Source organism: Microcoleus sp. FACHB-68, from assembly GCF_014695715.1.
GTDB lineage: Bacteria > Cyanobacteriota > Cyanobacteriia > Cyanobacteriales > Oscillatoriaceae > FACHB-68.
Genome location: NZ_JACJOT010000013.1, coordinates 328606 through 350157, shown reverse-complemented (window position 1 = coordinate 350157; position 21552 = coordinate 328606). Strand labels below are relative to the sequence as shown.

Genomic DNA, 21552 nt, shown 5'->3' with positions numbered 1-21552 from the left:
CTTAAAAAATGATGTTACGATTGACTATTGGATAATCCAACAGCTCTCGCTATTTTAGGCAAAGACTTACGTGGGAGTTCTGATAGAAGTCCAAGATGTAACAGCTTAAAGGCTTCGTAATTTCTCACTTGAGAAAACAGCTCTTGATAGTTTTGACAATACTCATCAATGAACTTGAGTGTGGGAGCGGCTGGGCGACGGGGTGTAACCATTATTGCAATGTTTTGGGAGTTATCCCCTGATTTTACTCTCCCTGAAGTAACAAAAGAGGGATAAAAAACTGTTTTAACGGATATTTGCAGTAAGGGAAAAGTATTGGATTGCTCCCAAAACGGAAAAATAGTTCCATTTGATTATTCAGAAAACAAAGGACTTAATGAAAATGCTTGGCTAACATGGATGTCTAATAATTTTACGGTGGGGGGGGAACCCCCAAAAGACCCTGCGAGCGGAGCAATTTTCAAATGGGGTAATACGGAAGATGGTTGTCTTTTCGGTCAATGTCGTTTAGAAGACGGATCTACGGGGCCAATAAGTAAGTCAGATGTTTGTGATCCAAACATTTTCGAGTAAGTCATTTTATACCTGCCGTTATGAAGTGAAACTTCATGCACATAACGCCTTCTCTTAAACAGATTCTTTTTGCACCGTAGAGAGTCCTTGCCAATTTTTCAACCATTAATAATTGAGCAAGATCGTGTCCATAACACGATTATCTAAATCAATTAGCTTCTTCTAGCTTATGTCAAGCCATTTGCCACGTCATCTCCTGACCTGCCCGTAAAGGCACAAGTCCGAATTCAGTAAATGGAACTTCATCGGGAACGCGCCAGGTCGTTCTGGTCAAGGTAATCTGTTCAGTATTGCGCGGGAGTTGATAAAAATCTGGCCCATAGAAGCTAGCGAAAGCTTCAAGTTTATCGAGTGCATCAACACTCTCAAAAGCTTCTGCATATAACTCCATAGCATGCAGAGCCGAATAGCAACCCGCACAGCCACAAGAACTTTCTTTGCCATTGCGGGGATGCGGGGCGCTATCAGTGCCAAGAAAAAACTTAGGATTGCCAGAGGTTGCTGCTTGCAAAAGCGCCAGACGATGCTCCTCTCGTTTCAAAATGGGCAGGCAGTAAAAATGAGGACGAATGCCACCTTGAAAGAGGATATTGCGGTTAAACAATAAATGTTGTGGTGTAATCGTTGCAGCGATATTGTTGGCAGACAGGACATACTGCACAGCATCTGAGGTGGTAACGTGTTCAAGTACCACGCGCAGGTTGGGAAATCGCTGCTTGAGGGGGATCAAATGTCGCTCGATAAACGCTTTCTCGCGGTCGAACATATCAACATCTGGAGCGGTCACTTCCCCGTGCAGGAGTAAAGGCAGCTCTACCTGCTGCATCGCTTCAAAGACGCGATCGCACTTACGAATATCCGTCACACCGAAGTCTGAATTAGTCGTTGCACCGGCTGGGTAATATTTGACCGCTTTGACAAACTGGGATTCTTTAGCCCGGATAATTTCTTCGGGACTTGTGTTGTCGGTGAGGTAGAGCGTCATCAGTGGTTCAAACCGTTTGCCAGCCGGAATCGCTGCAAGGATGCGATCGCGATAGGCCGCAGCATCCGCGACCGAGCGTACCGGGGGCTTCAAGTTCGGCATGATGATAGCGCGGGCAAACTGACGCACCGTATGGGGGAGAACTGCTTTCAGCGCTGCACCATCGCGTAGATGTAAATGCCAGTCGTCAGGTCGGGTGATCGTAAGCTTTTGCATCTTTCAATTATAAAACTGCGAGTGCTTTAGCAAGGAAGACACAAGCTAACAACGTCCAGGCACACTGCCTACCAACAGATAATCGGTTTGATGCAGAGGTTACTTGCGGCAGGTGACGGGCACTGCTAGCCTACTTTTATACCCCACGATAGAGCAGTAAGCCTTTACCTTCCTTTCATAGCTATGAGCAACGAAGCGATCGCACTTTATGAACCAATCAACCTTCTGAAACAGGTTGACGAAGATATTTGGATCGTTGATGGTTCCATTGTGCAGATGGCAATGTATGGAGCAAAGATGCCCTTTCCAACCCGAATGACGATTGTGCGACTGAGCAATGGTGACCTATGGTGCCATTCACCAACAGAATTGACTCCAGAACTGAAAGCTCAAATTGACTCCCTCGGTTCACTGCGTCACCTCATTTCGCCCAACAAAATCCATTACGCCTATATCAGTGCTTGGGCTAGCGCCTATCCAGAAGCTGTAGCATGGGCATCTCCAGGTGTTCGCGATCGTGCCGCGCAGCAGAAAATTGCAGTAGATTTTGATGCTGACTTGGAAGATGAAGCACCACGTGAGTGGGTAGCAGACCTAGACCAATTAATCTTTCGTGGCGGTCGATTTATGGAAGAAGTCGTCTTTTTCCACCGCAAGAGCGCCACTCTCATCCTTGCCGATCTCATCGAAAACTTTGAACTAAATAAAGTGAGTCAGCAGCTGCATTGGCTACTTAAGTTAGGGGGTGTTGCCGATCCGGATGGAAAGCTCCCATTGGATTTGCGAATGACATTTCTCGGCAAAAAGGAACAGGCACGTAGCTGCTTACAGCGAATACTTCAGTGGAACCCTGAAAAAGTTATCCTATCCCACGGTCGTTGGTATGAGAATAACGGTACTGCTGAGTTACGGCGCGCTTTTCGCTGGCTTGAATAACGTTTAGACGACAGCAAGCTAACACTTTAATGAAGCGGATAGTGTAAAGGATCTCATGCTTAGTTTCACTTGTATCTACCGTCGCTCACTTTTGCCGTTAGCCAGCAAACATTTAGGGCGTTATTGGACTAAATTGTATAACTGAACCTATTGTAAAGGGCTAGGTTAAGCCATCAACCAAATAATATGAATTCGACGGTTAGGAATGGTAAATCTGTTTAAGAAGCTCAGTGGTGGAGCATTGATAGGCATTGGCTACCTGCTGTCTCCCCTCTCTTGGTGGAATGATCTATTTTTTAACCTGCCAATCGCTTTGGTATTTGGTTATGGTGTCACTTTGATCAATTCGAACTGGTTTTTACCTGGGACGATTGTTGGCTACTGGCTCTCAAATGTTTTGGGTATTGTGATGATGCAGTTCGGCGTAATGGATATGTTCCTGACTGAAGATAAACCGAACATTAGACGGGATTTACTAATTGGATTAAGGGGTACAACCTTTTACACGCTTATTGTTTCTGCTTTGGTTTATCTTCATAGCTTAGAAATGCCTGATTTTCTGATAGGTTTACATCCCTAAGTCACTTAATGTAGATTAGTGCGATGCAATAAAGCCCAACATCCTATGCTCAGCATATTAACTGCTTCTGCTGTTCCAGAGCTTGAGCAGTCTAACAGTACCCATGCACACCGAGCGTCGAGAGTTGTTCGGTGCGGATGCAAAGGTTATTTGCGGCGGGCAATGGGCAATGTTATGCATTTCTAAAAACATTTAATATTGCTTGCTTGGCTTTTTCTGAGCTTCTAGCTTACTGTCCTTCAATTTATTAGGTTGTCTAAAACGATTTTTACCAGCAACCCGCAGGAAGCGCAGAAACTTTGGACACTCGAAATGGTTGGGCGCAGTGCAGGCTGCTGCGTGGCGGAGACCATCGCGCATTGCGGTCAGTTCTTTAATTTTTTTGTCCAACTCATCTGCCTTCGCTAAGAGCAGCGTTCTATTAATTTCAGGGCCTTCAGAGGTAAACATTTCACCAATCTCATCCAGTGAGAAACCAGCGCTACGCCCCAATGAAATCAAAGCGAGCCGTTGTATGACGTTGGCATCAAAAAGCCTCCGTAAACCATTTCTGCCATTCGACTGAATAAGCCCTTTTTCCTCATAAAACCGTATCGTTGAGGCGGGTAATCCAGAAGCCTTTGAGACCTCAGTGATATCCATGATTTTCTTGGCGCAGCGACTGCTTGACTTCAAGTTGACTTGAAGTTGTATCGTATCTTCAAACACGAGTAAACACAAGGCTGACGCGATCAGTTTGTGGCAAGTGATGGATATCTTGAGCAATGGAGGCATTGATATGGAAGCAAGTTTTTGGCAGCAAAAATGGGAAGAAGGAGATATTGGTTTTCACCAGAGTGAGGCAAACCCATTCCTCGTCGAACATTTTGAAACATTAAATCTTGCGAAGAGTGGTCGTATATTTCTACCGTTGTGTGGCAAGACGCGTGATTTTGCATGGTTGCTTGCTTGTGGTTATCGAGTGGTTGGCGCAGAATTGAGCGAACTTGCAATTAACGAATTGTTTAACGACCTGGAAGTGGAGCCAAAAATCTCTAGAGTTGGTGAATTAACCCATTACTGCGCTAAGGATATCGACATATTTGTTGGCGATATTTTTGATGTGCCTGCTGAAGTTCTTGGGCCGGTTGACGCGGTATATGACCGAGCAGCGTTGGTTGCAATGCCTGAAAACATGCGTCATCAATATACGTCACACCTGATGGAAATCACCCACGCGGCACCGCAGTTGCTGATTTGTTACGAATACAATCAACAACTCATAGATGGCCCTCCGTTCTCAGTCAGCGAAGCAGAAATAAAACACCATTATGCGTCTGCTTATCAAGTGAACTCTGTTGAAAGCAAGGAAGTCGCTGGTGGATTAAAGGGGAAGGTTGCATCAATTGAGACGGTTTGGTTGCTTCAAAAATTCTAAAAAGTGAGATTGATATGCTGAGTATTGAATGGATGTTGTTATACATCCTGTTGGGTTTCTTTGCCGGCTTGATGGCAGGCTTACTGGGTGTGGGTGGCGGTGGAATACTTGTTCCCTTGCTGGTATCCATTTTTAGTAAGCAGGGCGTCAGTGCAGATAATGTCGTTCATTTGGCATTAGGAACGACATTGGCTTGCATGATTATTTCTTCAATCGCAAGTATTCGCGCCCATGCTGCTCAAGGAACTGTATTGTGGAAAGTGGTCTACGGGATGGCACCCGGCATTATGGTGGGTGCCTTTCTGATTACCCGCATCGCCGCCAAGGTCAACTCAGCTTACATCGCTATATTCTTTGCGCTGTTTATGGCTCTGGTCGCGGGTCAGATGTTTCTGAATTGGCGACCAAAAGCTAGCCGAAAGCCGGCGAAGTTTCGTGGCTTATTTCTAGCGGGGACAGGCATTGGATCGGTATCTGCTCTTGCTGCGGTTGGTGGTGGTTTTTTAGCAGTCACTTACCTCAGCTATCAGAATGTGGAGATGAAAAAGGCGATTGGTACTTCATCTGCAATTGGATTTCCCATTGCGATCGCAGGTACGGTTGGGTACATGATGAGTGGCTGGTCTCAAACATTGAGCGTTCCCTATACGATTGGATTCATTTATGTGCCGGCATTTTTGGTAATCGCGATCGCGAGTTCAATTGCGGCTCCCTATGGTGCTCGCTATTCTCATCGTTTACCTGAGACTCATTTGAAAAAGATATTCGCTGTTCTCTCGCTAGTTCTGAGTATCAAGATGCTCTTCTCAGTCGTTTAGTGTTGACCTAAGAGTGTGTTCCTTGGAAGGGTGTAGTTAAGTATTTACAGCAAAGCACACAACAAGCCCATGATCCACCCATCAGATCTGCTGGATAACACCCCAAATCTGCGGGATTACTCGTCAAATTTTCTGTTTAATTCCTTAAAAGCTGGGTATTATCCCGTAGTTCTGCTTGATAATACCGACTATAAGGGGCTTATCAAGCGGAGCTGACGCTTAATATATAGTTAGGCTGCTGAGTCTCTGGTAAAAAGGCAACCAAAAGGCTATTTGTCGATGCTTAGGATTGAATTATTTTGAGGTTGCGGTAGGCCGGCAGGTGAAGGGTGTCTGCGGAGCGGTTTAGGCTTTATTGTGGTGTTCAGACCCTTTACCAACTTGATAGGAGGACATCAACGTGACTGATGAACAACATTCCCTGCTGAAAGCATCAGACATCAATTCAATGGATGCGTTTGAGTTTCATCATCCGCTTAACCCCAATTCAGAAATTTATTTACGCTTCCTTGGGCGTGCTGTCGGTCTTAAACGCATTGGTGTAACGATTGCTCGTGTACCATCAGGCAAGGAATCCTTCATTTTTCACGCTCACCAGAATGAAGAAGAATGGGTTTACATTTTGTCGGGCCGAGGTATTGCGGAAATTGGAGATGTGGAGTGCGAAGTCGGGCCAGGAGACTTCATGGGCTTTGGGCTACCTCAACAACCCCATCATCTTCGTAATCCATTCGATGAAGACCTTGTATATCTGATAGGTGGAGAAGCAGGACGCTTAGATGTTGGCGTTTTTCCTCGGCTTGGTAAACGAGTGATTAGGGATGGTGAGTCCGCCTACATATTTGATGAGTCAGCGCTTCAACTTTTTTGGAGCAGCAAGCAATCTACTGAGGATTGATATCTGTTGGAGTGGTCGCGGCATAACAACCCTAGCGCAGCGGCCACTTGTGGAGTTAAATAAAGTGTTGGCAACCGCTGGCCAAGAGTGTTCGGCTGAAATTTGTTCTAAGTACAGCTAGAGTTCATACGAGAAGTCTTGAGAGATCGCAAAATGCAAAGTCAGAATATAGATTTAATCCGAACCCTCTTCCAAAGTCGCTTAGCGACTCTTGAGCATCTATTAAAGTCAGCTCAGACTCATTTTTGTGATGACGAGTCGTTCCTTCAAAAGCGCATTGCAGCTGATATGTTTCCCTTCGGTACACAGATTGCTTTCACCTGCAATCAACCACGCAACTTTGCTCTCTGGTGTGATGGCAAACCTGCGAATAATCTAGATCCAGACCTCATAGCTCTCACACAGGCATACGAACACATAGCAAACACTAAGGAACTTCTTTTGGGTGTTAACGCTGAAGATGCAAAGCTAGCTGAGGTGACGCGCATTGACTTGGGTCAGAGCCTCTACGTCGAGTTGTCTGGTAATGCCTACGTGAATGAATTTCTAATTCCAAACTTTTACTTCCATATGGTCACGGCTTACGATATTCTTCGCATGGCTGGTGTACCAATTGGAAAACGAGATTACATGATGCACTTGGTGCCATTAATCAGAAAGGATGAAGCCTAACTATTCAAATGCAGCGAACGGTCAAGAGTCACTCGCTCTAAATTCGGGATTATTGCCACAGCGTAAACCAGTGTCATAAAGCAACTTAATTAAAAGTTGATATACGCTGGATAACTTTTGAAGAATTGCTAAAACTTCATCTTTTGTCAAAAGGGTTGGTAAATAGTTAGATTTCTTTGCACGAACTGCATCGACTTTCAAATCTAAATCTTGTTTTAATACCTCTTTGTAGAGAAATAAAACAGCATGAAGTGCTTGATTCTGCGTTGATGCAGCCACATTTTCATTGACAGCAAGATGTGTTAAAAATTCTTCAATTTCCTTACTTCCCATATCTTTGGGATGGCGCTTATTATGAAAAAGGATATAGCGTCTAATCCAATAGATATAGGTTTTCTCTGTTTGATAAGAATAGTGCTTAAGCCTGATAGCATCTTGCACCTGTTCGAGGAGCTTCTTTGGACGTTGTTCCATTGGAAGTTGTGCAGAAAATTCCGTGTAATATCCTAACTAAGGATGTTATACGGAAAATTTCTATATAACATCAAGGGATACACGAAAAAATTCCATATAATCCTCCTGTAAAGGATGGTTAGACGGAAAAATTTTGTATAATACCTAAATAAGCGGGTAAAAAAGAAATTTTCTGTAGATTCAGGCAAGAATTCGTTATAATGCTTGATGTATTAGGATTGAGAAAAAGATTATACGGAAACTTTCCGTAGAATAAATAATTATACTGCTGTACTCAGCATGGTTGTACACTCTTGATCTGCTTTCATTCTTACTTGAAAAATTGAGTAAATCTCGTCCTTTAGAATCATCTCACTTTGAGAAATAGCCATGGGAAATCTTCGTAACAGATTGGAATTACGCCGTTATATTGCAGAACATGAATACAAAAATAAGTTGATGTTGACTTTTGCACTTAGTAAATTTGCAGAACTGGCAAGATATCCCAATAACTATTTGGCAGACACTAGATGGACCGATGCTTTAATACTCACGGATGACGGAGAGCTTATTGCCAACAGACTTAGAGTAGAAAAAGATAGCTTACCAGAAGCTGATATACGAATGGCTTTATTAGGGCACTTTTATTATCAAAATCTTTTAGTTGATTTTCAAAATTCAAACCTCGATTTAATTCGAGAAATACTACATTCCGAAATAATTAATTGCAAGCTCAGAATTCCTTATTGCTTTGACAGAATTCTTTATAATCGCTTTGCTGAAATGTTTCCGAAAGGGGAAAAACCAATTCTCACACCTGATGAGGTGCATCAATTTCTTGAAAAAACCCCTCAAGGAGTTTTCCAAGTCGGGAATTTATTATCCGGACCCTTTGGATTAATAGATAGCCATGCTCAACGTTATCTACCTCCTGGATTAGGTTTTTTATGGCATTCTAAGGAAGATGGGCAAGTTATCGCACATAGAGTGGCACTTGATGTTCCAGACATTCCCCTCGTGCAGGCATATAGTCAAATATCTAGTATTGCAAAAGACGAAATAGGATATGCTTCTCCTTGGGGACGAGCATTTGCTACTGAAATTAGTCTCGTTGATGGTTCTGATTCTTTCAACTGGACTGCTTTACCTATGCTTTTAGCTGATTGTATTCCGGGTAAGGAGCGCACTCAACTACTCGCTTTCGCATTGAATTCTAACCAGAAAGTATTCATACGTGAAACTCTTAAAAAATATTCTCTAAAGACAGAGCTGAATAGAGGAAATTCAGAAGAGGTGGCTTCTAAAATGCAACCTTGGGAGCAACTTCAAATACTTTTATCAATTTCGGATACTGACTTAGTCTCATTGATTGATGAAGCTTGCAATTGTGGGGTATTAAATATTCCTCTTTCTGAAGTTCGTCGTCCTAAAATGTTTCCTCTAAGAGTGACAATATCTAAAACTCAAACTCTAGAACTCAAGAGCCGTGGAATTAGGCTTTCTGGTGATAGTCCCTCTGTAAAACTTACGCGCCTTCTAGTAGAAAGTTATACTGAGTCTGGAGAACTATCTGATCTATCATGGAAAATTCGTTGTAATTCTCTCGATGGACATCAAAGTAAACTGTCAGAATTTATTTATAAAAACGGACCATATGTAACTCTTGAAAAACTTGTATTGAGCAGAGAAACAATTGCTCGTTACTTTTCAAGGGCGTTGAAGATTCCAGCTAAGGCTGATCAAGATGATTCATATTTTATTAGTCAATGCTTGTTTAAGCTAGATTTTGATGAGCCAGCCTTTGATGATTCAACTCCAACTCTCAAAAGTCGCCTAGAAGAATTTAGAGCTGTTCTTCTATCTATTCCTGATGTCGCTATTGAAGAACGTAGGGCAGTAGTACGGAAGGCAGGAGTTAATCTTTTTGTCTCACTTGAGAGCTTTTTACAAAAATTAATTACTTATAACACATGGCTGATTTTTTCAGACCATTATTTGGTCACCTGTTCTACTTATAATGAACAAAAAGCATTATGTATAGTTCCAGAAATATTCGGAGATGAATTAAAAGTTTCAGAAGATTTTACAGTCGCTTGGAACATTAATGGATCAAATACATTTGGTGTACTTTTACGCTATCTACAAGAACTTAATACTACTGTTTCTGCTCTTGAGAGCAGATTAAGAGATACTTGCCAACGTACATCCATTGATATTCCAAAGAGTAATAAAGGAGTTTTACGTCCATTTCCCTTTAAACATACACAGCTTTGGGCTGATAGTACCAGGGAAAGCCTCAACGAATATGCTGTGGTTTTAAGTAGCATTACTCGTCAGATTAACCAAGCTGGTATCCCCGAAGTTCGTAATGGACTTGATCATCAGAGAAATCCTGATGAGTTTCCATCACTTGAAAAAATGTTTGCGTTTGAGACGCGAGTTTCCTCAGCAGTTGAAGTTGCTGATAAAGCTAGGCTTTTACCCAGTTGGTTTTGGCTAGAACAAAGATCATCCAATAATCAGGGCTATATAGCTTACACTTTTCGAGACTACTCAGGAAAAGAATTGCTTTTACAAGGACCAAGTCATGCGCTTGGGTTGCGGCAAAAAATAGTCTTTGGAGAGCCATGCATTATCGCACCATTTAACTTCCTTGGATTACCTAATTCAGAGCTAGTTTTTGCGATTTCTGATGAAACTGAATACTCTATTCATTGGAATAACTATCCAATTATTCGAGATCTACATGATTTCTCAAAAGAGATCATAGACTTCGATGTAGATGTATGCGATGAGGTTCCTAGTGCAGAAACTAATGCTCTTATAAATGAGCTTGAACCTTCAAGGCAATCCACTGAGCAGTATAACAATTCGTTTGGAGCGGACTGACGGTAGACTTAGTGTATTGCGAAGATGCTTGCAGCCGCTCAAGTGAACCGTTATGCTTCGGAACAAGTAGCGATGTACATCAAGAGGTTAGATTTACTCTGCATGCAGCTGCACATAACGTTGTGGACAGCTATTTTATATATTGGATTTTCTGTGTGCTTTGGGTCATGTTAACGATCGCACAATTAGGCACCAACAAGAACCTAATTGCAGTTTTTAAGCAGCTTTGCATCAAGGTATAAAGCCGAGAGCGGCGTTTCAAGAAAAGTTGAAACGCCGCTCTCATTTTTGTCTCTGGCTTCTACTCGCGTTCAAAATTACTGCAAGTTAGCGTAGTTGATACTAGGCTTAAAAACTCCTCGCAGAGGTTTTCGCTAAGACTGAGCGAAGGTCATAGCGATCGAGGTTCATCACCCTGTCCCACACCGCCACAAAGTCATTCACAAACTTCTGCTGCGAGTCCACACATCCATAGACTTCCGCCAAGGCTCGGAGCTGAGAGTTTGAACCGAAGATGAGGTCAACACGGGTAGCAGTCCACTTAAGTGCGCCGGTTTTGCGATCGCTACCCTCGAACTCATACTCATCTTCAGATGTCGCCTTCCACGTCGTGCCCAAGTCGAGCAGGTTCACGAAGAAGTCATTGGTCAACGTCTCTGGCTGGTCGGTGAAGACGCCGTGCTTGTACCCGCCAAAGTTTGCACCCAGGACTCGCAAGCCGCCCAGGAGAGCCGTCATCTGAGGGGCTGACAGGGACAGCAATTGCGCCCGATCAACCAGCAGCTCTTCGAGCGATTCGCTGTGTTTGCCGCTAGTGTAGTTGCGGAACCCGTCCGCAGCCGGTTCAAGCATGGCGAAGGACTCGACATCCGTTTTCTCTTGCAGCGCATCCGTGCGTCCCGGCTTGAAGGGAACCGTCACGTCGTGACCGGCATTTTTCGCCGCTTGCTCAATGCCCGCGCATCCGCCCAGAACGATCAAGTCAGCGATCGAAACCCGCTTGCCGCCAGACTGCGAGCTGTTGAACTCCTGTTGGATGCCCTCCAGGGTTTGCAGCACCGTTGCCAACTGCTCTGGCTGGTTGACTTCCCAATCCTTCTGCGGCGCGAGACGAATACGCGCCCCGTTTGCTCCACCGCGCATATCGGAGCAGCGGAACGTTGACGCCGACGCCCAAGCGGTCGAAACGAGTTGGGAGACAGACAGTCCGGAAGCAAGAATCTTGGCTTTGAGGGCAGCGATGTCCTGCTCATCAATCAATTCATGATCGACTGCGGGAATGGGATCTTGCCACAAGAACTCTTCCTGGGGAACCTCCGGGCCGAGATAGCGTGAGCGGGGACCCATGTCGCGGTGCGTTAGCTTGAACCACGCCTTGGCGAACTGCTCTGCGAACTCATCCGGGTTATCGTGGTAACGCTTCGCAATCTGGTTGTAGATGGGGTCCATCTTCATGGCCATGTCTGCCGTGGTCATCATAGGGGCGTGCCGTTTCGACGGATCGTGCGCGTCGGGCACCGTACCGGCACCAGCATCGCCCTTGGGCTTCCATTGCCACGCGCCGGCGGGACTCTTCGTCAGCTCCCAGTCATATTTGAACAGGGTTTCGAGATAGCTGTTGTCCCACTGCGTCGGTGTGGGGGTCCATGCGCCTTCGATACCGCTGGTGATCGCATCGACGCCGGCACCCGTGTTGAAGGCGTTCTTCCAGCCAAGACCCTGATCGATGATGGTGGCACCCCCAGGATCAGCCCCTACGTGCGTCGCTTCGCCCGCACCGTGACATTTGCCAAAGGTATGCCCACCGGCAGTGAGCGCGACGGTCTCCTCGTCGTTCATCGCCATCCGACCAAAGGTATCGCGAATATCGCGCCCTGAGCCGACCGGATCAGGCTCGCCGTCTGGCCCCTCTGGGTTCACATAGATTAGGCCCATCTGAACGGCAGCGAGGGGATTCAGGAGTACGCGATCGCCTTCGTAACGCTCATTGCCGAGCCAAGCTTTCTCAGAACCCCAGTAGATGTCTTCCTCTGGCTGCCAGACATCCACACGCCCGCCGGCAAAGCCTAACGTCTTGAAGCCCATCGACTCAAGCGCGCAGTTGCCGGCGAAGATCATCAGGTCGGCCCAGGAGATTTTCTTGCCGTATTTCTGCTTGATGGGCCAAAGCAACATCCGCGCCTTGTCGAGGTTGGCATTGTCAGGCCAACTGTTGAGCGGCTCAAACCGCTGGCTACCCGAACCCGCGCCGCCGCGACCGTCGCCAATACGATACGTGCCGGCGCTGTGCCAAGCCATCCGGATGAAGAGCGGCCCATAATGGCCGTAGTCGGCTGGCCACCAATCCTGGGATGTGGTCATCAGCTCATAGATATCTGCCCTTAAGGCAGCTAAGTCAAGACTCTTGAACTCCTCAGCATAGTTGAACGCCTCACCCATAGGATTGGCCTGGGGTGTGTGCTGGTGGAGGATGCTCAGATTCAAATAATTCGGCCACCAGTCTCGGTGCGACGGCCTATGACGAGGCTGAGATTTCTGACCGCCGCCCGTAAACGGGCATCCGCTTTGGCTGCTCATAGTATTTTCCTATCGAGGTGTGTGGTGTAAGTTTTTTTGATGTCCTGCGGGTAGTGCCAACAACTAGCACATGGTAATTACTGGGGTAATCGATGAACAAATAATCGAAAAAAAATATAATTAACGTTATGCTTTGAAACAATGAATTTGTGATTTGAAACAATTAGTTACCAATAGCCCCATAGTGAGCCTGTAAACGCTCTGGTTGAGCGCGGCTACTTTCCACAAAGCTCACATGATGCTGAGACACCCCTAGGTGTAACGACAGCTCCAGCGGACTCAGCCGACGGGCTTACACATCTGCCACAAGGTAGAGCAATCTAAACGAATGAATATAAATAATCCTTTCATTCATAAACGATTGTAAATATCATAATTGCTCAATTGATTCAGCAGTTGATTTGCAATCCAGCGTGTGAATGCCGGCGGAATACATTGAGCAATTTCACTCTGGGTCATCCAAGGAACCCCCATTGCTTGACGATAGATTTCTAACCGAGTTTGTGATTAAAATGCAGTGTTTGTTCAATCGCTCTGGCTTGCTCAAGAGAAATTAATGGCTCGTGAACATCACAATGAATATGAGAGTTTGGAGATTTTGGAAAATCTACCAAGTGACCTTGTAGAGTAGGCGAAGTCAACCACCGGCATAGCCAAATTGCTCTACAAATGCCCTACAAGATCCACCAGTGCCGGCTTTACTCCCGCAGCCTTTAGACAAGCACTCAGCAGTTTTGTTCACACGCTCCAATACTAACCCAACTGCTCGAACCATCTTCCCAATGCTCTTTTTTCCATATGGGTGCCTGGTGTTTAAGCGTATCTATAGCATACCGGCACGCCTCAAAGGCTTCTGAACGATGAGGACAGCCAACTGCCACCAGTACGCTGATTTCCCCAATTTGCAACCGGCCTGTGCGATGATGGATTACCACCCGATTCACATCTGGCCAGGTTTTGCGGATCTCGGCAGCAATTTGCTCAAACACCCGCAATGCCATCGGTTCATACGCCTGATATTCCAAGGCAACCACCGGCTTGCCATCGGTTTTGTTGCGAACCATGCCACTCATAACAACCACCGCCCCATTACCCGGATCGTCTGCCAGGGCGTAGACTTCTTCTAGGGACAGGGGCGCAAACGTGATGGCAAAACTATCCCCGGCGTGGGGTTGAATGGGTGCGCTTAGGGGAAATGTGGTTCCAAGATTCATGGCATTGAGCTACTTAAGGGCTAGTGGATCTATTTTGCTTGATTAATGCCTAAATGACTGCAATTGATAACCCTTTCCCCTTGCAATTCCTTGATATTGCCGGCCCTTAAGCTTTCCCGCCACCCATCAGGTAAAGCAACGCCATGCGAACCGCAACGCCACTGGTTACCTGTTGGGAAATCAAGCTAAATTCAGGGTCATCCATTAAGTCAGAAGAGATTTCAACCCCCCGATTAACCGGCCCTGGATGTAAAACTTTGACATTCGGTTTGCACAGTTTCAAGCGTTCACGAGTAATGCCAAACCGTTGATGATACTCCCGCAAACTTGGCAACAAATTTTGATCCATTCGCTCTTTTTGCAGGCGCAATGTCATCACAAAATCCGCATCTTGTAAAGCCGGCTCTATTGTCCAATGCAGAAAGAGTTTACCCGCTCTGCCGGTGCCGAAATCTGCAAATAGCTGGGGCAGGAGGGTTGGAGGGCCGGCAAGATGCACCTCTGCGCCGGTTGCCGTTAAACTCCAAATATTCGACCGCGCCACCCGCGAATGCAAAATATCGCCGACAATCGCAATTTTTTTGCCGGCAAGCAGTTCTAAATGAGGCCGCTGAGGATCTAATAAAGAACAAATCGTGAACAGATCCAGCAATCCTTGTGAAGGATGTTCATGCTGGCCATCACCGGCATTAAGAATCCCAACGCGTGAGTCTAGGCGATCCATCTCATCGGCAATCGCTTGAGGCACACCGGCTTGCTTGTGACGAATCACCATCATGTCACATCCCATTGCCAGATAAGTCTTCGCCGTATCCAAAATTGTCTCCCCTTTGGTCAGGGAAGACGTACCGGGGGCAAAATTCAGCGTATCAGCCGACAGCCGCTTTGCTGCCAGTTCAAAGCTGCTACGAGTTCGGGTGGACGGTTCAAAAAACAAATTCGCCACCAATTGACCCTGCAAAGTGGGCACTTTCTTCAAGCGTCGGGAAAGGACTTCCTGAAAACTTGCAGCCGTTTGCAGGACAGTATTGTATTCCTCTGAAACAAAATCAGCCAGAGAAAGAATGTGCCGGCGCGTCCAAGTCGTTGTAGCCATGCAAAAATAGGGATGAAGGAAAAGAGAAAACGGAAAAGGGACAAGGGAGAATTCTTGCGGTTTCCTTTCTCTTTTTACTGGTTTGTGTCAGGGCTGTAAATGGAGGATGTTCAGAGATACCCAAATCAGCGACAGGAAAATCATAAACCCAACGGCATCTAATAATGTAGTTAGCAAAGGGCCGCTGATCAGCGCGGGTTCTAGCTTTAAGCGCTTAAGTCCCATTGGCAGAATCGTTCCTAAAGTGACTGCAACAAAGACATTAATCCCCATCACTAATGGGTATAATCACGGCCAAAACCGGCACTTGAGCGATGACTGTCTGAAAAGGTGCAATCCCACTCGCCGCGCCAATATACAGCCCCATGATGCCCAACAGCCACGGCAGACGCTTGCGAAGTGTCACCATCGGGGCAGAAAGCGCCGCTTGGTTCCCACCGTTGACACCAGCTAGTTTTTGGATGTCTTCCGTGGCTTCTTCTTCCAGAATGTCCACCACGTCGTCAATCGTGATCATCCCAACCAGCCGGTCTTTGCGATTCACCACCGGCAGCACAATTATGTCCTAGCGCTTCATCCGTTGCGCCACTTCTTCCTGGGGCATATCGGTGCCGATTTTGATCATGCCATCGTTAGAAATATCCTGGATCTGGGCTGTTGGATGGGAAAACAACAGCTGCCGCAACGACACAACCGGAATTAGTTTGCGGTTGTTGTCGGTGAGGTAGGCGTAGTAAAAAATTTCCTTATCTTGGTCGTTGCTTCTACAATCTGACACACTTGCACATCGTGCAGCCAACCGCTCAACTCTTCCTGTACCTCTGCCGGCAGATATTCAAAAACATCAATTGCCTGGGATTTATTCCGCAAGCGAAATGAAATTGCCCGACGTTCTGGAGACAGTTCTACAATGTAATCTCCCACATCCACCGCCGGCAGTTGATTCATCTGGGATTTCAACTGATTTAAGTCGGCAATATTGGAAATAGAAATAGGCGCTTCTTGAGTGACCATAAAACCTCCTACGTCTCCCCCGCGCTGGGAGACATGACCACTCAGGCTAGAGGAGTTTAATAGTGTTAGATGATGGACTTAGATTCATAAAATACGCAAAATTCAACATCGGTTTCGTCAGAAGGAACCCGCTAATATCTATGCTAACTGTCTAGGGATTACAACACAATCCGCTGTAGCACTTAAATAACAGCTCGACGAATCGCTCATTTTTTATTGAGGCACCGATGAACATTCCCCAAAAATATCTGACGGCCCTGATTTCCAGCCTGCTTTTAATCGGTTTGGGTAGCTGCACCCCTCCTCCCAGCAACCTTGGCAGTAATAATTCCTTGCAGAATCCCACTCCCTCAAATTCAGTCAGTCCCACAGCAAAGCCCTCCCCAGATGAATCTGAGGGTAAAACTGTAACCGGCAGCCAGCCTTTGAATGCGTCGTCTCAAAATACTGTGAATGTGACAGTTTATGAAGCAGACAGTCAATGTGAGACGGTACTTCCTAAAAAAGTTGCGGTGCCGGCAGATCAACAACTAGAAGCTGCGGTTGGAAAGGTACTAGAAAAGTATGACACCGGCGACTTTGATTTAGCCGGTTATCGCGTTAATGTTGAACCGGCAACGGGTGTGGCTACGGTTGATTTTCGCGTTGCGCCTGATTCTAAACGCAAGCTTGTTTCGCTATCAAGTTGCGAACAATTTGCCTTATTCAACAGTTTGAATAAAACGTTAACCAGTAACCCAGACTGGAAAATCAAAATTGTTCGTTTCACTGAACAAGGCAAAGAAATTCTGCTTTAAAGTCTGGAAACAGCCGGACACTTTGCGACATACCACCGCCAAGGCAATTCAGCGCCGGCAGTGATACCGATGCGGGTTTTTTGCACAAAGCTGATTGCCCCAGATTCCCTATCTTGCTGAAATTTAGGGCTACGATGCTCTAACCACAGGGGTTGGCCGGCACGTAGCTCTATGGCGGTTAAACTCAGGTCAATTTGCAGCGCAAGGCAAAGTTTACCAGGGCCGGCGGCAAGGCGATCGGGTTTGGTGATTTGCCGTGCGTCAATCCAAGGCGGCATCGTTTCCAGCAGTAAGGCGCGAACCAAGACAGCGCTGGGCACGCCGTCGAGATCGGTGACAATGTTGAAGCAGTGGTAAATTCCGTAGATTAAATAGACGTAACTCATCCCTGCCGGCCCAAACATCACCTGATTGCGCGGAGTGCGTCGCCGGTAAGCATGACAGGCAGGATCTCCCGGCCCGTAAGCTTCAGTTTCTACAATCATCCCTCGAATTGTTTGCCCGTCGGCCAACTGCCGCACCAGGGTGCAACCCAGTAAGTCTGGTGCTACTTCTGTAGATGGACGCGCCAACCACGAAGGTTCTACGATCCGCTCGGACTGCGTTACATTCATAGTAATTTGTACCTGAAGGGTTCGGGTCTTGTCTAAATTGCCAGACTTTTGCTCTCGACAGAGTTTGAGCGAATTTTTGCACAAGTACCTAGAATTTCTCTGGGCAATTGAAACAGACGAATTTGGGACAAAACATGGATGTCAAGTTAATTCTGCTGGTATTGACGGGTGTGTTTATCGTGGCAACACTGTTTTTTGGCACGAAAAACGGATTCTATGATACAGATAATTACCACGGGAATGGCTCTGCCCATTGAAGCATAAGCTGATTGATCTTTTAGAGCCAATCGAACACCTCATTAGAGGTGTTTTTTAATGCCTGGGATAGAGCCGGCATCTCATCTCAAGTCGTGTTGCACAACCTTAATCTATTTTGGCAAGGGCAATCCTCTCAAACGGGTTTGATTCAGGGTCAGGTTGCCGACAGGGTATAACTGGCTACTTTGGCATCCTCTTCCTAAAAGCCGATCACCCCTGCCGGTTTTGTAAACTAAAGTAAAGAGGCACCTCATAATTTTTGACAAAAGCAGTATGGATATTTATCAAATTAAAGCCGACCTCAAGAGTTCTGATTCTCAAGCCCGGATGAGAGCACTGACCGCATTGAGAGGCTATGATTCGGAGGTTGCGGTTCCCCTGCTGAAAACCAAATTGCGAGATCCAGAATTTTTGGTGCGTTCGTTTGTGGCGATGGGATTAGGGCGCAAACAAACACCAGAAGCTTTTGACGCTTTAGTTGATCTGGTGAAACACGATAACGATTACAATGTGCGGGCTGAAGCTGCAAACTCGCTGTCTCTGTATGGGGAAGCCGCTGTTCCGTATCTGCTGCAAGTCTTTCGGGCAAACGCGCATTGGCTGATCCGTCGCAGTATTTTGGCTGCTTTTATCGAAATGCCCTACCCCGATATTTTGTTAGAAGTGTGTATTGAGGCGCTGGCAGATTCAGATTTGACGGTACAGGAAGGGGCGGTGGATGGATTTGGATCGCTTGCCGGCAAGACGGAACAAGCGGCAGGATTGCAACAACTGCTAATGTTAGTTAGCTCAGATGAGTGGCGCATTCGCGTGCGAGTGGCTAGGGTTCTGAGAAGATTTGACGATGCAGATGCAAGGGATGCCCTGAGCCGGTTGAGAGTGGATCAGGATCATCGGGTGGTGGCAGCAGTGCTAGAAGGTTTGCTTTAGGAGTTTGCAGCTTACCGGCTCATTAACAGCAAGCTCCCCAGGGTTAGAACTGTAACAATCAGCGCCAGCCAGATAAATCGATTGTCTTTTGTATTGACTTGGCTCAGATCGACCGGCTCAACTTCTGCTTTTGGGCGTTGAGATTTGGAGCTTTTAGCCGGGGGAATGCTGGTTTGGCGAGCATTTGCCTCACTTTCCTCCAAGGCAGTTAAGTCAGGGATTTGAACCAGCCATTCAGGACGGGTATTGAGTCTAGGCGCTTCCAAGATGTAAAGCAACCGGCGTCCTTGTTTGCGGGTGTCTAAATGCGGGTGATGGGTTAGCTGGTTGCACAGGGCGATCGCTTCTGCACGTTGACCGGCTGCTTCGTAGGCTGTGACTAGCCAAATCTGCACGTCTCCCCCTAAGCTGGAAGTGCGCTCTACAAGGGCACTGGCTTTTTGTAAATGCTGCACGGATTGGCGGTACTGGCCGCTCTCAAAGGCAATTTTGCCGGCTTCATATTCGGTTCTGACAAGCTCTAAAGTTTCGGAATTCATCGCAAATTTGGTTAATTGTTGGTGGCTCTTAAACGCTTTGCTAAAAGTTGAAATTTTATTGACAAGGGATTGGGAAAAATTTTTATTATAAGCTGTGTCTGGTTAGTCTAGATTAACTGGATAGTTTTTGTTCAGGCTACTTCATTTTAACTCAAAATAGGTAGCTGGATTGGGATTAAACTAAATTAATTATAGAAAATATTTATATTTTAAGCGGGAAAAATCCAAATTGAATTTAGATTAAGAAATTCAAAAAAACCAAATAAATTATAATGATAAGATAAAAAAAACGGATAGAAGAAGACAAGCATTAACGGAGAAATAAAGTCTGTGAGCGACTTATTAAAAGGGGTGAATTTATATTTGGTTGGCATGATGGGTGCCGGCAAAACAACGGTGGGGCGTATATTGGCCAAGCAGCTCGGCTATCGGTTTGTGGATACGGATGAGTTAGTTGAGCAGGTTGCCGGCCAGTCAATTGCAGAGATGTTTGAGACGGAGGGGGAAGAAGCGTTTCGACAGACGGAAACCAAAGTTTTGGGGGAAGTGGCGGCTTATAAAAAGTTAGTGATCTCCACCGGCGGCGGGATTGTGCTGCGGCAGCAAAACTGGAGTTACCTGCATTACGGCATTGTGGTGTGGCTAGACGTGCCGGTGGAACAACTTTATGAGCGTTTGCGCCAGGATACCACCCGGCCTTTGTTAAGAGATCCTGACCCTTTGGCAAAGCTGCACAGCCTTTACGAGAGCCGGCAACGCCTGTACGCGCAAGCGGATGTACACATCATCACGGGTGCCGGTGAGACGCCACAACAACTTGCACCGCGAGTGCTTGAGGAAATTCGCAAAGTTCTTAAATCAGAGGTTGCGAGTGCGGCTGAGTCAAATTAATCCGCAATAAATTGCATCATCAAGAGATTGTTGAGCCGCACCCTCAGCCGATAAACTGCAATTCAATCCTGTTTGCATAATTGTTACCCCATGCTCTCCGAACACGAATACTTTCAGCAAGCTGAAGCCACGCGGGTGCGAGTGCTGAGTGAAGCACTGCCTTATATCCAGCAGTTTGCCGGTCGCACGGTTGTTGTCAAATATGGCGGCGCGGCGATGAAAGATAGCACGCTCAAAGACAAAGTCATCCGCGATATCGTTTTTTTGTCCTGTGTCGGCATTCGACCTGTTGTGGTTCACGGCGGTGGCCCGGAAATTAACAGCTGGTTAGATAAACTAGGCATTGAACCGCAATTTAAGAACGGTTTGCGCGTGACTGACGCTGCCACGATGGATGTTGTGGAGATGGTTTTAGTTGGTCGGGTGAATAAAGAACTGGTTTCTCTGATTAACCGTGCCGGCGGACAGGCCGTGGGACTGTGCGGCAAGGATGGTAATTTGTTTAATGCACGTCCCGAAGGTCAAGAAGGCATTGGCTTTGTTGGCGAAGTAACCAGTGTGAAAATCAATCTTTTAGAATCGTTGGTTAACGGCGGTTATATCCCGGTTGTCTCTAGTGTGGCGGCAGATTTAGAAGGTCAAGCTTATAATATCAACGCGGATACGGTTGCCGGTGAACTTGCGGCTGCTTTAGGTGCAGAAAAATTGATTTTACTGACCGATACTGCCGGCATCTTGAGGGATTATAAAGACCCATCCACATTAATTCCCAAGTTGAGTATTCAAGACGCACGAGATTTGATCGAAACTGGCATCGTCGCCGGCGGGATGATTCCCAAGGTAAAATGTTGTGTGCGTTCACTTGCCCAAGGCGTTAAAGCCGCTCATATTATCGACGGTCGCCTTCCCCACGCCTTGCTGTTAGAAATCTTTACTGACACTGGGATCGGTTCGATGCTGGTGGGATCTGAGTTTATCGCTTAAGTTGCCAGTGCCGGTGATGATACTTGCTTGCAGGATCGCGCCGGCACTGCTCTCTTTATTTAGTTTTTTTATAGTTGGGAAGCCGGAACAATGGTTGCACTACGGTGTGCCGGCTTTAATTTTGTTTAAACTATTTAAGAACTTTCCCCATTCTGCCGTATAGTACCGAAGGCTCGTCAAACTGCCGAGCGTGTGCGGGTG

22 protein-coding genes are annotated in these 21552 nt (G+C 46.3%); 11 read left to right on the top strand and 11 right to left on the bottom strand.

Features of this window, described 5'->3' with window-relative positions; translation table 11 throughout:
* Window positions 1-745 precede the first annotated feature (745 nt).
* Window positions 746-1774 (bottom strand): dihydroorotase, encoded by a 1029-nt coding sequence (gene pyrC / locus H6F73_RS19235; protein ID WP_190760377.1) that lies wholly within the window; start codon window positions 1772-1774, stop codon window positions 746-748.
* A gap of 183 nt (window positions 1775-1957) precedes the next feature.
* On the opposite strand from pyrC, the gene H6F73_RS19230 reads away from it, so the two are divergent.
* Together H6F73_RS19230 and H6F73_RS19225 are read left to right on the top strand one after the other, a co-directional pair.
* Window positions 1958-2710 (top strand): DUF4336 domain-containing protein, encoded by a 753-nt coding sequence (locus H6F73_RS19230; protein ID WP_190760376.1) that lies wholly within the window; start codon window positions 1958-1960, stop codon window positions 2708-2710.
* 205 nt (window positions 2711-2915) lie between these two features.
* Window positions 2916-3290 (top strand): hypothetical protein, encoded by a 375-nt coding sequence (locus H6F73_RS19225; protein ID WP_190760375.1) that lies wholly within the window; start codon window positions 2916-2918, stop codon window positions 3288-3290.
* A 192-nt stretch (window positions 3291-3482) separates the two neighbouring features.
* Here H6F73_RS19225 and H6F73_RS19220 read toward each other — a convergent pair whose 3' ends face one another.
* Complete coding sequence (locus tag H6F73_RS19220; RefSeq protein ID WP_190760374.1) at window positions 3483-3932, bottom strand: helix-turn-helix domain-containing protein; 450 nt, start codon at window positions 3930-3932, stop codon at window positions 3483-3485.
* 136 nt (window positions 3933-4068) lie between these two features.
* Here H6F73_RS19220 and tmpT point away from each other — a divergent pair, with 136 nt between their 5' ends.
* The 4 genes from tmpT (at window position 4069) to H6F73_RS19200 (ending at window position 7095) form a co-directional block, all read left to right on the top strand.
* Window positions 4069-4707 (top strand): thiopurine S-methyltransferase, encoded by a 639-nt coding sequence (gene tmpT / locus H6F73_RS19215; RefSeq protein WP_190760373.1) that lies wholly within the window; start codon window positions 4069-4071, stop codon window positions 4705-4707.
* Window positions 4686-5525 carry a sulfite exporter TauE/SafE family protein gene (locus tag H6F73_RS19210; protein WP_199330665.1) on the top strand — a complete coding sequence of 280 codons (840 nt, stop codon included), beginning with the start codon at window positions 4686-4688 and terminating at the stop codon, window positions 5523-5525. The genes tmpT and H6F73_RS19210 overlap by 22 nt, the downstream gene beginning before the upstream one ends.
* Window positions 5526-5925: 400 nt before the next feature.
* On the top strand, window positions 5926-6423 hold the full coding sequence (locus tag H6F73_RS19205; protein WP_190760372.1) for a cupin domain-containing protein: 498 nt from the start codon (window positions 5926-5928) through the stop codon (window positions 6421-6423).
* A gap of 153 nt (window positions 6424-6576) precedes the next feature.
* Window positions 6577-7095 (top strand): DUF1993 domain-containing protein, encoded by a 519-nt coding sequence (locus tag H6F73_RS19200; RefSeq protein WP_190760371.1) that lies wholly within the window; start codon window positions 6577-6579, stop codon window positions 7093-7095.
* A 21-nt stretch (window positions 7096-7116) separates the two neighbouring features.
* Here H6F73_RS19200 and H6F73_RS19195 read toward each other — a convergent pair whose 3' ends face one another.
* Window positions 7117-7569, bottom strand: coding sequence for a phage integrase N-terminal SAM-like domain-containing protein (locus H6F73_RS19195; RefSeq protein ID WP_190760370.1), 453 nt, complete (start codon window positions 7567-7569; stop codon window positions 7117-7119).
* A 369-nt stretch (window positions 7570-7938) separates the two neighbouring features.
* On the opposite strand from H6F73_RS19195, the gene H6F73_RS19190 reads away from it, so the two are divergent.
* Window positions 7939-10437 carry a hypothetical protein gene (locus tag H6F73_RS19190; protein ID WP_190760369.1) on the top strand — a complete coding sequence of 833 codons (2499 nt, stop codon included), beginning with the start codon at window positions 7939-7941 and terminating at the stop codon, window positions 10435-10437.
* A 348-nt stretch (window positions 10438-10785) separates the two neighbouring features.
* Here the strand turns inward: H6F73_RS19190 and katG are convergent, their stop codons facing one another.
* The 6 genes from katG to H6F73_RS26680 form a co-directional block, all read right to left on the bottom strand.
* The gene (katG, locus tag H6F73_RS19185; protein WP_190760368.1) at window positions 10786-13014 is read right to left on the bottom strand and encodes a catalase/peroxidase HPI; all 2229 of its coding nucleotides are present in this window, start codon (window positions 13012-13014) and stop codon (window positions 10786-10788) included.
* Window positions 13015-13739: 725 nt separating this feature from the next.
* Window positions 13740-14228 carry a molybdenum cofactor biosynthesis protein MoaE gene (locus tag H6F73_RS19180; protein ID WP_190760367.1) on the bottom strand — a complete coding sequence of 163 codons (489 nt, stop codon included), beginning with the start codon at window positions 14226-14228 and terminating at the stop codon, window positions 13740-13742.
* 106 nt (window positions 14229-14334) lie between these two features.
* Complete coding sequence (locus tag H6F73_RS19175) at window positions 14335-15324, bottom strand: aspartate carbamoyltransferase catalytic subunit (protein WP_190760366.1); 990 nt, start codon at window positions 15322-15324, stop codon at window positions 14335-14337.
* 262 nt (window positions 15325-15586) lie between these two features.
* Window positions 15587-15880 (bottom strand): hypothetical protein, encoded by a 294-nt coding sequence (locus H6F73_RS26685; RefSeq protein WP_242072544.1) that lies wholly within the window; start codon window positions 15878-15880, stop codon window positions 15587-15589.
* Between the two features lie 9 nt (window positions 15881-15889).
* Window positions 15890-16015, bottom strand: a complete 126-nt coding sequence (locus tag H6F73_RS27075) for a hypothetical protein (protein ID WP_277882627.1) — start codon at window positions 16013-16015, stop codon at window positions 15890-15892.
* Between the two features lie 8 nt (window positions 16016-16023).
* Window positions 16024-16338: a hypothetical protein gene (locus tag H6F73_RS26680; RefSeq protein WP_242072543.1), complete on the bottom strand. Its 315-nt coding sequence runs from the start codon at window positions 16336-16338 to the stop codon at window positions 16024-16026.
* Window positions 16339-16565: 227 nt separating this feature from the next.
* Between H6F73_RS26680 and H6F73_RS19165 the strand changes: the two genes are divergently transcribed.
* The gene (locus H6F73_RS19165; RefSeq protein WP_190760365.1) at window positions 16566-17135 is read left to right on the top strand and encodes a GerMN domain-containing protein; all 570 of its coding nucleotides are present in this window, start codon (window positions 16566-16568) and stop codon (window positions 17133-17135) included.
* Here the strand turns inward: H6F73_RS19165 and H6F73_RS19160 are convergent.
* Window positions 17132-17749, bottom strand: a complete 618-nt coding sequence (locus H6F73_RS19160) for a DNA-3-methyladenine glycosylase (protein WP_190760364.1) — start codon at window positions 17747-17749, stop codon at window positions 17132-17134. The genes H6F73_RS19165 and H6F73_RS19160 overlap by 4 nt on opposite strands.
* A 531-nt stretch (window positions 17750-18280) precedes the next feature.
* Here H6F73_RS19160 and H6F73_RS19155 point away from each other — a divergent pair.
* The gene (locus H6F73_RS19155) at window positions 18281-18937 is read left to right on the top strand and encodes a HEAT repeat domain-containing protein (RefSeq protein ID WP_190760363.1); all 657 of its coding nucleotides are present in this window, start codon (window positions 18281-18283) and stop codon (window positions 18935-18937) included.
* Window positions 18938-18948: 11 nt separating this feature from the next.
* Here H6F73_RS19155 and H6F73_RS19150 read toward each other — a convergent pair whose 3' ends face one another.
* Window positions 18949-19476, bottom strand: a complete 528-nt coding sequence (locus tag H6F73_RS19150; RefSeq protein ID WP_190760362.1) for a hypothetical protein — start codon at window positions 19474-19476, stop codon at window positions 18949-18951.
* A 330-nt stretch (window positions 19477-19806) separates the two neighbouring features.
* Here H6F73_RS19150 and H6F73_RS19145 point away from each other — a divergent pair, with 330 nt between their 5' ends.
* Both H6F73_RS19145 and argB read left to right on the top strand, forming a co-directional pair.
* Window positions 19807-20367 (top strand): shikimate kinase, encoded by a 561-nt coding sequence (locus H6F73_RS19145; protein WP_347239573.1) that lies wholly within the window; start codon window positions 19807-19809, stop codon window positions 20365-20367.
* Between the two features lie 90 nt (window positions 20368-20457).
* Window positions 20458-21351, top strand: coding sequence for an acetylglutamate kinase (gene argB / locus H6F73_RS19140; RefSeq protein WP_190760361.1), 894 nt, complete (start codon window positions 20458-20460; stop codon window positions 21349-21351).
* Window positions 21352-21552 lie beyond the last annotated feature (201 nt).

What these genes read in the sequence shown, in the direction of transcription:
- pyrC (WP_190760377.1), bottom strand. Translation starts at nt 1,774, where the DNA reads ATGCAAAAGCTTACGATCACCCGACCTGACGACTGGCATTTACATCTA.
- H6F73_RS19230 (WP_190760376.1), top strand. Translation starts at nt 1,958, where the DNA reads ATGAGCAACGAAGCGATCGCACTTTATGAACCAATCAACCTTCTGAAA.
- H6F73_RS19225 (WP_190760375.1), top strand. Translation starts at nt 2,916, where the DNA reads ATGGTAAATCTGTTTAAGAAGCTCAGTGGTGGAGCATTGATAGGCATT.
- H6F73_RS19220 (WP_190760374.1), bottom strand. Translation starts at nt 3,932, where the DNA reads ATGGATATCACTGAGGTCTCAAAGGCTTCTGGATTACCCGCCTCAACG.
- tmpT (WP_190760373.1), top strand. Translation starts at nt 4,069, where the DNA reads ATGGAAGCAAGTTTTTGGCAGCAAAAATGGGAAGAAGGAGATATTGGT.
- H6F73_RS19200 (WP_190760371.1), top strand. Translation starts at nt 6,577, where the DNA reads ATGCAAAGTCAGAATATAGATTTAATCCGAACCCTCTTCCAAAGTCGC.
- H6F73_RS19195 (WP_190760370.1), bottom strand. Translation starts at nt 7,569, where the DNA reads ATGGAACAACGTCCAAAGAAGCTCCTCGAACAGGTGCAAGATGCTATC.
- H6F73_RS19190 (WP_190760369.1), top strand. Translation starts at nt 7,939, where the DNA reads ATGGGAAATCTTCGTAACAGATTGGAATTACGCCGTTATATTGCAGAA.
- katG (WP_190760368.1), bottom strand. Translation starts at nt 13,014, where the DNA reads ATGAGCAGCCAAAGCGGATGCCCGTTTACGGGCGGCGGTCAGAAATCT.
- H6F73_RS19180 (WP_190760367.1), bottom strand. Translation starts at nt 14,228, where the DNA reads ATGAATCTTGGAACCACATTTCCCCTAAGCGCACCCATTCAACCCCAC.
- H6F73_RS19175 (WP_190760366.1), bottom strand. Translation starts at nt 15,324, where the DNA reads ATGGCTACAACGACTTGGACGCGCCGGCACATTCTTTCTCTGGCTGAT.
- H6F73_RS26680 (WP_242072543.1), bottom strand. Translation starts at nt 16,338, where the DNA reads ATGGTCACTCAAGAAGCGCCTATTTCTATTTCCAATATTGCCGACTTA.
- H6F73_RS19165 (WP_190760365.1), top strand. Translation starts at nt 16,566, where the DNA reads ATGAACATTCCCCAAAAATATCTGACGGCCCTGATTTCCAGCCTGCTT.
- H6F73_RS19160 (WP_190760364.1), bottom strand. Translation starts at nt 17,749, where the DNA reads ATGAATGTAACGCAGTCCGAGCGGATCGTAGAACCTTCGTGGTTGGCG.
- H6F73_RS19155 (WP_190760363.1), top strand. Translation starts at nt 18,281, where the DNA reads ATGGATATTTATCAAATTAAAGCCGACCTCAAGAGTTCTGATTCTCAA.
- H6F73_RS19150 (WP_190760362.1), bottom strand. Translation starts at nt 19,476, where the DNA reads ATGAATTCCGAAACTTTAGAGCTTGTCAGAACCGAATATGAAGCCGGC.
- argB (WP_190760361.1), top strand. Translation starts at nt 20,458, where the DNA reads ATGCTCTCCGAACACGAATACTTTCAGCAAGCTGAAGCCACGCGGGTG.